Origin of the sequence: Algimonas arctica (assembly GCF_014652695.1) — a bacterium.
Lineage (GTDB): Bacteria > Pseudomonadota > Alphaproteobacteria > Caulobacterales > Maricaulaceae > Litorimonas > Litorimonas arctica.
The window spans coordinates 64,325-76,996 of the sequence record NZ_BMZH01000008.1; the positions used below are offsets into that span (position 1 = coordinate 64,325).

General features: G+C 53.1%; 8 protein-coding genes. 4 read left to right on the top strand and 4 right to left on the bottom strand.

The window, feature by feature from the left end; all coding sequences use genetic code 11:
- Positions 1-80 precede the first annotated feature (80 nt).
- From IE105_RS10375 to IE105_RS10390, 4 genes are all read right to left on the bottom strand, one after another.
- Complete coding sequence (locus IE105_RS10375) at positions 81-2,474, bottom strand: glycoside hydrolase family 3 N-terminal domain-containing protein (RefSeq protein ID WP_189498174.1); 2,394 nt, start codon at positions 2,472-2,474, stop codon at positions 81-83.
- Between the two features lie 20 nt (positions 2,475-2,494).
- A complete protein-coding gene (gene xylA / locus IE105_RS10380; RefSeq protein ID WP_189498176.1) occupies positions 2,495-3,814 on the bottom strand; it encodes a xylose isomerase in 1,320 nt (439 codons plus the stop codon).
- Positions 3,811-5,271: a xylulokinase gene (gene xylB, locus IE105_RS10385; protein WP_189498178.1), complete on the bottom strand. Its 1,461-nt coding sequence runs from the start codon at positions 5,269-5,271 to the stop codon at positions 3,811-3,813. Before xylB ends, xylA begins: the two co-directional genes overlap by 4 nt.
- A gap of 70 nt (positions 5,272-5,341) precedes the next feature.
- A complete protein-coding gene (locus tag IE105_RS10390; protein ID WP_267904675.1) occupies positions 5,342-6,400 on the bottom strand; it encodes a LacI family DNA-binding transcriptional regulator in 1,059 nt (352 codons plus the stop codon).
- Between the two features lie 241 nt (positions 6,401-6,641).
- Between IE105_RS10390 and IE105_RS10395 the strand changes: the two genes are divergently transcribed.
- Genes IE105_RS10395 through IE105_RS10410 form a run of 4 tightly spaced genes read left to right on the top strand, consistent with a single transcriptional unit; the run spans position 6,642 to position 12,648 of the window.
- Entirely contained in the window at positions 6,642-8,177 is a 1,536-nt protein-coding gene (locus tag IE105_RS10395; RefSeq protein WP_189498180.1) for a tryptophan halogenase family protein, read from the top strand.
- On the top strand, positions 8,174-9,634 hold the full coding sequence (locus IE105_RS10400; RefSeq protein ID WP_189498182.1) for a tryptophan 7-halogenase: 1,461 nt from the start codon (positions 8,174-8,176) through the stop codon (positions 9,632-9,634). The genes IE105_RS10395 and IE105_RS10400 overlap by 4 nt, the downstream gene beginning before the upstream one ends.
- Complete coding sequence (locus IE105_RS10405) at positions 9,627-11,135, top strand: tryptophan halogenase family protein (protein ID WP_189498184.1); 1,509 nt, start codon at positions 9,627-9,629, stop codon at positions 11,133-11,135. The genes IE105_RS10400 and IE105_RS10405 overlap by 8 nt, the downstream gene beginning before the upstream one ends.
- A 1-nt stretch (position 11,136) precedes the next feature.
- Positions 11,137-12,648: a tryptophan halogenase family protein gene (locus IE105_RS10410; protein WP_233354098.1), complete on the top strand. Its 1,512-nt coding sequence runs from the start codon at positions 11,137-11,139 to the stop codon at positions 12,646-12,648.
- Positions 12,649-12,672 lie beyond the last annotated feature (24 nt).

Below are 12,672 nucleotides of genomic sequence, written 5' to 3' on the forward strand. Positions count from 1 at the left end.
ACGCTTTCCAAGAAACCAGTTTCTCCCCCACCGTCACAGCAACGCCTACACAAGCACGCCTATACTGCCATGTCTGATCGCTAGCGAACTGTCAGCGTGGTTGTTTGGACATTGTCGGAACTATTACCCACCATGATGTCGAACTCGCCCGGCTCAACCACCCGGTCCATTTCAAGGTTATAGAAGCGAAGCGCGGCGGGCGTGATCGGCAGAGAGACCGTTTTTGTCTCGCCTGGGTTCAACGTGACACGGGCGAACCCTTTCAACTCCTTGACGGGCCGCGTCACCGAACTGACCTTATCGCGAATATACATTTGCACGACTTCGTCACCGACGCGGTTCCCCGTGTTTGTAATCGTCACGGACATCGTCGCAGTGCCATCCGGCGCAATCACGGCGTGATCCAGCGTCGGCTCAGACATTTTGAACGTCGTGTAGCTGAGACCATATCCAAACGCATATAAAGGCGACGCATCGTCAAAGGCGTAGCCACGTCGGGCCGACGGTTTATGATAATAAAATGCCGGAATTTGACCCACGGTGCGCGGAACTGTGACCGGCATTTTACCGCCCGGATTCACATCACCGAATAAAATATCGGCCACGGCCGTTCCCGTTTCCTGACCCAACTGCCACCCATAAAGAATGGCGGGGAGTTTATCTTCGACATTGGCGAGGCTCAACGGACGACCCGAGATAATCACCGCGACCATCGGTTTACCCGTCTCTGCCAACGCGTCGACCAGTTCTTTTTGTTGACCGATTAAGGTAATGTCGTTGCGATCGCCCATATGGGTTTCAGACCAAGCTTCGCGCGACGTGCTTTCATCACCGCCAATAGCAAGTATGACCAAGTCAGCCTTCTTCGCCACTTTTACGGCACGAGCGATTGAGGACATATTCTCATCCGCGTCGCTAAGGCTGACTTCATCGTCCCACCATGACCGGTTGTCCGTCAAGCTGACACCTTTATGATGTGACAGGCTGACGTCATTCCCAACTTTGGCTTTCAATCCGTCCAAGATGGAGACTGTCTGACGCGGTTCGTCGGAATAGCCGCCCAGAATAGTGACGTCGGCATTCGGACCAATGACGGCAATGCGTTTATATTTTGACGCGGACAGCGGCAGGATGCCCCCTTCGTTTTTCAACAGCACAGGCGCCTTTTGCGCCGCTTCCAGAGCCAACGCACGGGCACTATCATCCCCTGTAATCTGGTCCGCATAGTCGGGATCAGAGACTGTCGTCGCCCAGACATTGCCGCGCTGTTTCATCTCTAACATACGGCGGACGGCTTGATCGATATATGAGAGATCCAGATCGCCGGAGGCGACCAAATCTTTCATGGCAATAAAGGCCGCGCCATCCGGCAGTTCAACATCGACCCCGGACCGAAGCGCCAAGGCCCCGGCTTCGGGTTGCGTGGCAACCACGGCGTGGCGAACGCCCAGCTCTGCAATGGCGAAATAATCGGCCACAACGGCCCCATCAAAGCCCCATTCCCCACGTAGAACATCGTTTAACAGCCAGCTATTGCCGTGTGACGGCACGCCGTCGATTTCATTGTAGGACGCCATAACGGACGCGGCATGAGCTTCCTTAATGGCGGCTTCGAACGGCGGAAAGAAGACTTCGCGCAAAATTCGTTCCGAGATTTGCGATGGACCAATATTCATGCCGCCTTCGGGTTGTCCATGCCCCGTCATATGCTTGAGCGTCGCCAGCACTTTGTCATCAGCAATCGGAAAACTGTCCCCCTGAAATCCTTTCACGGCGGCTACGCCCATACGCGTAACAAGATACGGGTCTTCGCCATAGGTTTCTTCAATCCGGCCCCACCGCGGATCGACAGCCACATCGACCACTGGTGAGAGCACATGATGCGCGCCGCGGGCGCGAATTTCCTTCGCCGTGACGGAAAAAACCTGTTCGACGAGATCTGGATCAAACGTCGAGGCCAAGGCAATGCTTTGCGGGAAAGAGGTCGCATAACGGGCTTGGAAGCCGTGCAATCCTTCTTCGTGGAATAAGGTTGGAATGCCGAGCCGTGTCTCTTCGACCATCCATTTCTGTATTGTGTTAGTCAGCTCAACGGTTTCCGATGGCGTTCGCGCCGATGCGCGTCGCACGACCGTCGAGTCATTGACGTCTCTGTCTTCTTCTGGACCTTCCATGCCGATTGTGTCTTGCGGGCGCGCGAAACAGCCAATGCCATGTGGGAACTTTTCCTTCATCGCCACAGGATTGAAGCTGCCATCCGTATTGTAGATGTCAGATTTGCCAAACCACACGCAGGTGATCTGAGCGATTTTTTCATCCAGCGTCATCTGCGCAAGCAGCGCGTCAATATCGATGGTATCGCCCTGCGTCGTTGTCGACGGGTTCGCGTTGGCGACACCTGAAAGGACGGGCAAAGCTGTCACACCGAAAAAGGCCGCTGAGACAAGGAGTGTGCGAAGAAATGACTGGCTCATAATAATATCCTGTGTGTGCTCTAACGCGTGGCGGCGGTGACGATGTTTTCGAGAAATTCTTGTCGTCCTGAGCGAGGCTCAGGAGAGACATTTTGCGCGAGCGCATGGGCGGCCATGGCGTCAAGATCCATTGACCCGTCCATCATTTTTTCGCCCACGCCCGTATTCCAACCGGCGTAACGGTCTTCGACAAACGAACTCAGTTTTTCGGATTCAATCAACGTGACCGCATTTTCCAAGGCGCGCGCGAGCAAATCCATTCCGCCAATATGGGCGTGGAATAGGTCTTCCCCATCCCGACTTTGACGACGGACTTTCGCATCGAAATTCGCCCCGCCATTTTTAAAGCCGCCGCCTTTGAGAATGTAATAAAGCGCCATCGTATTTTCGCGCAAATCGTTCGGGAACTGGTCCGTATCCCAGCCATTTTGGGGATCGCCGCGATTGAAATCGATCGATCCAAAAATACCAAACGCATTGGCCATTTCGACTTCATGCTCGAAACTATGCCCGGCTAAAGTCGCGTGGTTCGGTTCAATATTAACGCCGACTTCGTTCTCCAGACCATATTCCTTGAGGAAGCCATAAACCGTCGCAACGTCGCGGTCATATTGGTGCTTGGTCGGCTCGTGAGGTTTCGGCTCAATCCAAATATCGCCTTTAAACCCAATCTTATGCTTATGCTCGACTGTCATATTGAGGAAGCGACCGAGTTGATCCATTTCCTGTTTCACATTGGTATTGAGAATGGTGTCGTAGCCTTCACGCCCGCCCCAAAGCACATAGCCAGAGCCGCCGAGACGGTGCGTGGCCTCAAGCGCTTCTTTGACTTGCAGCGCGGAGAACGCGACGACTTCAGGATCGGGATTGGTTGACGCCCCAGCCATATAGCGTGGGTGGGAGAACATATTGGCGGTGCCCCACAAGAGATCGACCTTTGCGCTGTCCATTTTTTCCTCAATCGCATCGACGATGAAGCGAAAGTTTTCGACATGTTCGCGCGGCGTTTCCGCCGCTGCCATCACGTCCGTATCGTGGAAACAGAAATACGGATTACCCAGTTTATCGAAGAAAGAGAAAGCCGCATCAAGCTTGGCCAACGCCGCTTGATTATCATTGACGGATCCGTGCCAAGGCCGATTAAACGTTCCGCCGCCAAATACGTCGAACCCGTCCCAACAGAAACTATGCCAATAGCAAACCGCGACGCGAAGATGCTCTTCCATCGTCTTCCCGAGCAGCACTTTCGATTTATCGTAATGTTTAAAAGCGAACGGATTTTCGCTCTCCGCGCCTTCGAAAGCGATTTTCGGAATGTCTTTGAAGTAAGGGTGGCTCACGATTGGTTCTCCTTGAAGGCCTCGGATAAGGAGGCATATAGTGACCGGAACAGACCGAGCCGTTCCATCAAATGGTCCCGCATAGCGGCGTCGGGTTCGATAATATTTTGGATCGCGGGGGGCTTACAAACATCCTCAATGCACACTTTGGTCACACCAAGGCGGGCCAAGCGCGCGGCGCCATAAGCCGGTCCGACAGACCCGCTGTCGCGGTAGATCAAAGGAATGTCGAAAACCGACGCGAGGATTTTCCCCCAATACGCTGATTTCGATCCACCGCCGATGACAGATAAGGATTTTATTTCAGCCCCTGAGTCGCGCAACGCTTTCACGCCGTCGGCTAACCCAAAGGCCACGCCTTCGAGCGCCGCTTGCGCTAACTCCGCTGTCCCTGTTGCGTGGGTCAGACCAAAAAAGACACCTTGCGCGGAAGGATTATTATGCGGTGTTCGTTCACCGGACAAATAAGGCAGGAATATCTCACCGCGCGAGAGACGGTTGGATGTCTCCGCCGTCGCATAGAGCGCCGCCGGGTCATCAAAACCGCAAATACCAGCCACCCAATCGATCGCGCTGGCGGCGCTCAACATTACCGCCATCTGATGCCACCGATTAGGAAGCGCATGACAAAAAGTATGGATACCCCCGTCAGGATGAGGCCGGTACGCATCGTCGGCTAAGAAAATCACACCCGACGTGCCCAGCGACAAAAATCCCTCACCTTTTTCGACCACACCGGACCCAACAGCACCGGCCGCATTATCACCGCCGCCCGCCACCACGTCGACACGCGCCATGCCCCATGCTTCGGCCAGTTCGGCGCGCAAACGTCCCGTGACTTCTGTGCCCTCATAAAGGCGAGGCATATGGTCGGTCGTTAAACCTGTCGCATTTAAAACGGCGTCCGACCAACGCCGGTTCTCTGTATCCAGCCAGAGCGTCCCCGCTGAATCCGACATGTCAGAGGCGTAATCACCCGTCATCCGCAAGCGAACATAATCCTTCGGCAACAGCACTTTACGAATCTTTGAAAAGATATCCGGCTCGTGGTTCTTAACCCACAACAGCTTGGGCGCCGTAAAACCCGGCATCGCGCAATTGCCTGTGATTGCGCGCAAATCCTGAACCGAGCGCTCTAAAGTTTCACATTCAACAGCGCTCCGCCCATCGTTCCATAAGATCGCGGGTCGTAGAGCTTTGCCATCATCACCGATTAAGGTTGCGCCGTGCATCTGGCCTGTTAATCCCACGGCCGTCACGGCTTTGCGCCACTTGGGCTCCAGTGCCATAACGGCACTGTTCGTGGCTTCCCACCAATCGGACGGGTTTTGTTCAGAATGAAGCGGCTTTGGACGATTCACGCTCAACGTCGCGTGACCGTCCGTTAAAACAGCGCCCGCGTCATCAACGATAACCGCTTTGACCCCTGAGGTGCCTATGTCGATTCCAAGATACAAAACTTATTCTCCCCACAAAATGATAGCGCTATCATTTATATAAGTCAAACGTATCAATTGAGCGCACATGTTAGTCTATTGACTGAACAGAATCTCGGCTCATCAGTTTGAAATCCATCAGTCCACGATAGGCATTTACTGTGTCCTTATCATTCCTGATGACAGCGATCAGAAGTTCGACCGCTCTGCGGGACATCTCGACAATCGGCTGTTGAATTGTTGTCAGCTCCGGCCAGATGTTGGTTGCGAGTTCCGTATCATCAAAGCCGGCGACTGAGACATCGTCGGGAACGTTTAACCCCAACATATGCGCCGAAGCCACAATACCTGCGGCCATATCATCATTACTCGCAAAGATCGCTGTCGGTGGTTGATCCAGTGATAATAAAATGCGTCCGGCATCGAGGCCGGATCGATATGTAAAATCGCCTTCGAGAATTAAAGCGTCTTCGAGAGCAAGATTATTTTCTGCCATGCCCGCCTCGAAACCTTCAAATCGATGATGAGCCGACGGGTGATCGCTTGGTCCTTTTACAAACCCAATTCGAATGTGACCTTTATCGACCAAATGCTGAAGCATATGCCGGGCGGCGAGGACATCATCCATGGCAACACGCGGTTTTGTCGTATGGATATTATCGGGCGAAACACGAACGACCGGAAGCCCCGCCGCTTCAATCGCTTTGATCAATGGCATATGGTTGGACATGGGCGGCGTGATGATGACGCCGTCCAATCCGGCAGCTTTCAAAGACCGGGCCACTTCTTTCGGCTCGCTATCCGGTGTCTTCTCGCCAAGATCTTCAAGCAATAGGTGATGCCCATTGCGGCGGCACGCGCTCAGGCTGCCGAGCAGAATTTTTGTCAGATAACCCGGAGAGGGGTTGTGATAAAGGAGGCCAATAAAAAGGGCCTGCCCCCCCGCCAAACGACGCGCGCTGATATTGGGCCGATAATTGAGGTCCTCAATCGCTTTTTGGACTTTTTCACGGGTCACCTCTTTGACCAGTCCTTTGTCATTCACGACACGCGAAACGGTCATCAGGGAAACCCCAGCCCGTTCAGCTACCTCTTTAATAGTCACACTATGGCGAGATTTAATGTTCACTGTATGGCGAGACTCTGTCATGTTCTCGCGCCCCTACCTAATATCTGTCATCGCGCGTGAACGATCACAGGGCATTTTAAATATTAAGTCTCTGGTGAACTTACGGCCATGTAATTGACAAAGCACCAGAGAATCTCGAAAGCTAACGCTAACATTCATATCGATGCTAAGGGGAGAGAAGCATGTCAAGTTCAGACCTAGCCTACGGCATCGAATCCTCATTAAATCAGCCTTGTGTTATGATTTCGGAGATTTTGCCGTCATGAATGACCAAACATCGCAGATTATGTCCGTTTGCATTTTGGGTGGCGGCACAGCGGGATGGATGACGGCCGCCGCATTGGCATTCAAATTCCACGATTCTGATGTTCGCATCCAAATCGTCGAGTCGGAGCAAATCGGCACGGTCGGTGTGGGTGAAGCGACGCTGCCCCATATTCGGTTTTTCAATCAGGCGCTTGGCATTGATGAAGCCGAGTTTATGCGCGCGACCAACGCCACATTCAAACTCGGGATCGAGTTTTGCGATTGGGGTCAGATCGGCGACAAATATATCCACCCGTTTGGCGACTTTGGGCAACCTATTGATGGGGTCGATTTCCACCACGTTTGGAATAAATTACGACGATCCGGTTTGAAAACGCCGCTAGAGGAATTTTCCTACCCGATTATCGCCGCGCAAAGCGGGCGGTTTCATCATCCCGATCCAGACCCAGCCAAGATTGAATCCACATTCGGATACGCCTATCAATTTGACTCCTCTCACTATGCGAAGTTTCTGCGCAAGTTCGCGGAAGACCGCGGCGTGACCCGGATCGAAGGCAAAGTTGTCAACACCGTACAAAATCCAGAGACGGGCCATGTGGAGACGTTACAGCTCGAGTCAGGCGAAACCGTCAAAGGTGAGCTGTTCATAGATTGCTCGGGTTTCCGGGGTCTTCTGATCGAACAATGTCTCAAGACAGGCTATCAAGATTGGAGCGAGTGGTTGCCCTGCAATCGGGCTGTTGCCGTGCAAAGCGCAACCGTCGGGGACATCCCGCCCTATACGCGCTCCACGGCCCGCGAGGCGGGATGGCAATGGCGAATCCCGCTCCAGCACAGGACGGGCAACGGTTTTGTCTATTGCAGCGACTATATTTCCGACGACGAAGCGCGTGAACAAATGTTGAGCGCCGTTGAAGGGGAACTCCTCACCACACCCAAGCAGCTCTATTTCATGACCGGACGGCGCAATCTGTTCTGGAACAAAAATGTTGTGTCCATTGGCTTGTCTGCGGGGTTCTTGGAACCGCTCGAATCGACCTCAATCCACTTCATCCAAGAAGGCATTACCGCCCTGCTCGAGCTTTTCCCTGACCGCTCTTTCGCCTCCTCCGATCAGGACGAGTATAACGAACGGATGAGTTTAAATTTCGAACGCGTCCGGGACTTTCTGTTGCTACATTATGTTGCGACCGAACGTGACGATAGTCCAATGTGGCGTCACTTCCGGGCTCTTACCTTACCTGATAGCTTGCAATCCAAGATCGACGTTTGGACCCATCGCGGTCTTGTCCCGTCCTATGAATTTAGTGTCTTCTTGCCACCCAGTTGGATTGCCGTTTTTGCGGGGCAACGGATTTTGCCAACCGCAGAAGACCCGCGTTTGAACCGTCTGAGCGCCGAAATCTTACAGAGTGAAACTGAGACCCTGCACCGTTCTATCCAAAGCGCCGTCGCGCGTGCGCCCGCACATGTCAGCTTTATCGAAAAAATAGGCGGGTTAGCATCATCGGCCCGCGCGCCTGCATCATGACATCTGCCCCTGTACAAACCGTCGCAATCTGCGGCAGTGGATTAGCCTTATGGATGACGGCCGCCGCTTTGGCGCGTAGCCTCCCTGACAGCATTCAGGTCACGATAGTCGAGACGGGCGTTAATCCTGTCGACGATATTTTTTACGGCCAAATCCTGCCGCCTCAAGCCTACGCGTTCCATCTCTCAATCGGATTGTCAGAACCTGAACTCTTGCTCAACACAGGCACGACGTTCGCGCTCGGCACGCAATTTCAAAGCTGGGCCCAAACCGACCGCTCTTGGGTCCAAGCGTTCCACCAACCCCTCCCCGTGTGGGACGGCGTGCCGCTAACAAAATTGATCCATCAGCGGCCTCATGCGTCATTACAATCCATATTGATTACCGCACAAGCGGGTTTGAAGGGCGTTTTCGCTCATCCGTCAGAAGACGGGGCACACCTTTTATCGCGCGCTGAATACGGTTATGCGGTTGATCCAAATCAACTCAGCGCGCTCTACAAAGCGTCGACCCTGCGGCGGCCGATCCCGCTTATCACGGCGCAAATCGTATCTGTCCAACGCGCCAGCACGGGCATTACCGGACTCACCCTCTCTGATGGCCAAACCCTACACGCAGACCTCTTCATCGATTGCACAGGCCCCCTCGCGCAACTGCAAGAAAAAACAACGGCAACCGCCGCGACAGACCGCACGGTCAAAGCGACTCTGAAGCAGACGTCCGGCACACCCTTAGGCGCGGCTCTCCAATATGTGCGAAGTGGGGGTTATGGCTGGCGTTCAGAGGTCATTCTTCGCTCCGGCGCACGTCGTCTGACAGTGTGTGACGCAAACGCGCAAACCGAGACATCGGCAGGACCTGACGTCAGCACAACCCTAACCCTCGGGAGCCGACCCGAGGGATGGCGCACAAACTGCATTGCCATTGGCCAGGCCGCCTATGTCATAGAACCCTTTACGACGGCCCCCATGAAACTTCTTCTAAGGGACATAGACCGCGTCCTTAAACTCTTCCCAATTTCAACGGATATGCGGATTGACGCGCAAGAATATAATCGCCTGTTCCGAGACGATTACGCGCATGCGTCTCTGTTTAATCAGGCTCACTTCGCCATGTCTGATTATCCGGAAACACCCTATTGGCAGGGGACCGCCGCTCATAATCAAGACCCTAAATTGGTGCGGAAGCTGACCCAATATGAGAGCCGTGGGTATTTAGCGGCCTATGACAATGAGCCGTTTGACGACGTTGATTGGGCCGTTCTCCATGATGGCATGGGGCGTACGCCGCAACGACGCGACCCCTTAGCCGCCTTAGTTGATCCTGCGACGATCGACACACGGTTGGACGCCCTTCAGAACGCGATTCAGTCCGTTGTCAAAAAAATGCCGCCGCACCCCATTTATATGGGCAAATTCCTGTCTTACTTACAGAGAAAATATACCCGCAATGGATGATATCCGCTTGAAACGTCTCGTGATTGTTGGTGGCGGGTCAGCCGGGTGGATGACAGCCGCCGCCCTGTCCAGTCTGCTCGATAGCCGCAAAATTCAAATCACTTTGGTGGAATCAGAGCAAATCGGGACAGTGGGTGTCGGCGAAGCGACGATTCCCGACATGATCAATTTCAACCGCATGTTAGGAATCAGCGAAGTCGACTTCATGAAAGCGACTGACGCAACCTTTAAGCTCGGCATCGAATTCGCCAATTGGGGTCGCAAAGGGGACAGTTACTTCCACCCGTTCGGCGAACATGGCGTTGATATGCAGGGCGTGGATTTCCACCAATATTGGCTTTTATCGCACCAAAGCGGCAGTGATCACCCGATTGAGGATTACAGCCTCTGTGCCGCAGCTGGTAAAGCCAACAAGTTCTGCCTCCCCTCACAAAACCCGAAGTCCGTCTTGTCGAAACTGCGCTACGCCTATCATTTCAACGCGACGAAATACGCAAAATTTTTACGATTTTACGCGGAGAAACGTGGCGTCACACGGATTGAAGGGAAGGTTGAAACCGTCTCAGTCGCCCCAGAATCCGGTCATATTCAAACGCTTCGTTTGGACAATGGGACGACCATAGAGGGTGATTTTTTCTTTGACTGCACGGGCTTTCGTTCGCTTCTCATGCGCCAAACACTGGGCGTAAAATTTGAAGATTGGCGTCATTGGTTGCCGTGTAATTCGGCCCAAACCGTCGCGTGTGAACATACAGATATACTGCCGTCTTACACCCGCTCAACCGCGCATTCGGCGGGCTGGCAATGGCGTATTCCGACGCAATCGCGGACAGGTAATGGACATGTCTACAGTACGGATTTCATGGACGACGATACGGCGCATCAGATTTTAATGCAGGGCCTTGATGGCGCCCCGATCAACGAGGCTCGGACCATACGGTTTAAGACGGGTTGTTTAGAAAAGTTCTGGTATAAAAACTGTATCGGAATTGGCTTGTCATCCGGGTTCTTGGAACCTTTAGAGTCGACCTCCCTTTACCTCATCCAAATGGGGATCAGCAAATTCATCTCGCTCTTTCCAAGCGGCGCGTTGCAACCCGTTGTCGTTGCCGAATATAATCGGCAGATGCGCCAGCAATTTGATCAAGTGCGTGACTTCATCATCCTCCATTATTGCGCAACCGAGCGCAACGACAGTCCGTTTTGGAATTACTGTCGGACAATGGCGATACCCGATAGTTTAGAGCATAAAATCGAGTTGTTCCGAGAGGCCGGACGGGTGTTTCGATACGAAGATGAGCTCTTTTCTCGCCCCAGTTGGATCGCGGTGATGCTGGGTCAAAATATTGTGCCGAAGGTTTGCGATCCGATCGTGGCCACGCTTGAACAAGCACAAGTCGATCATAGCTTGAACTCTATGCACCGCGCGATGGCCGATGCGGCCGAAAAAATGCCGACGCACGCCGCCTTTATTGGTCAATACTGCAAAGCGAATGGTTGATATGCTGCCTGAGACAAATATCCGAAAAATCCTGATCGTGGGTGGCGGCACGGCGGGATGGATGGCGGCGGCCGCCTTATCGCGGTTGATCAAGCACGACGATGTCGACATCACCTTGATCGAATCCGAGGCCATCGGAACCGTTGGCGTTGGCGAATCCACCATCCCACATATATTATATTTCAATCGCCTTTTGGGGCTGACCGAGGACGACTTTGTTCACAAAACAAATGCGACGTTTAAGCTCGGAATTAAGTTCAAGGATTGGGGGCATTTGGGCGAGCGCTACATCCATTCCTTTGGTCCTTATGGTGTGCCAATGGATGGTTTGCACTTCCATCATTTCTGGATGCGTCATACAAAAACAGGCCCTGTCCCGCCCATCGATGATTATAATCTTCAAATCCTTGCGGCGGATGCTGGAAAGTTTCAGCGGCCGATTAACCTTGCCAATTCACCGCTTAGTACCCTCACCTATGCCTTCCAATTCGATGCCAGCCTGTACGCGAAATTTATGCGCGAATTTGCAGAAGCGCGCGGCGTTAAACGGGTCGAGGGACGAATTAACGACGTGAGTTTGAACGCCGAAACCGGACATGTCGACGCCGTAACTCTCGAAAATGGCGAGCGTCATGAGGCCGAGCTTTTCATCGACTGTTCCGGTTTTCGAGGTCTTTTGATCGAACAAGCGCTGAAAACCGGATATGAAGATTGGTCGGACGTCTTACCGTGCAACCGCGCCGTCGCGCAGGCCTGCGAAAGTACGGGCGCCCCCACTCCTTATACGCAAGCCACGGCGAAATCTGCCGGCTGGCAATGGCGCATTCCCCTGCAATCTCGAACAGGCAACGGTCATGTCTATTGCAGCGATTATATGAGCGACGATGAGGCGTTAAAAATACTCCAAGAGGGTATGGATGGTCGGCCCATCGGTGAGCCGAAACTTCTCCGCTTCAAATCAGGTATGCGTAAGAAAACATGGAATAAAAACGTTGTCACATTGGGTCTCGCGGCCGGATTTATGGAACCGCTTGAATCGACGTCCATTCATTTGGTCCAAACCGGCATCGCGCGCCTGCTCACCAACTTCCCGGACAAAAGCTTTAACCAGCCTGATATTGATTATTATAATGCGCGCACACGGTTGGAATATGAGCAAGTCCGAGATTTCCTCGTACTTCATTATTACGTCACCGAACGCGATGACAGCCCGTTCTGGAATTACTGTCGGACGATGGATATTCCGAAAAGTCTGAAAGACCGCATTGCGATCTATAAGGAAAATGCGCGGGTTTATCGCCATGACAATGAAGTCTTCGGCGAAGCAAGCTGGTTTGCTGTGATGCACGGTCAAGGCCTCACCCCCAAACGCCACCATCCACTGGCCAATATGATGCCGGATACCGAGCTTGAACAGCGCATGTCCGATATTCATCGGACATGGGGAAAATGTCTTGAGTCGATGCCAGACCATCAAGCGTTCATCGACGCGAATTGTAAATCAGATCTCTAAATTCTAATCGATCCCGTCCGCTCG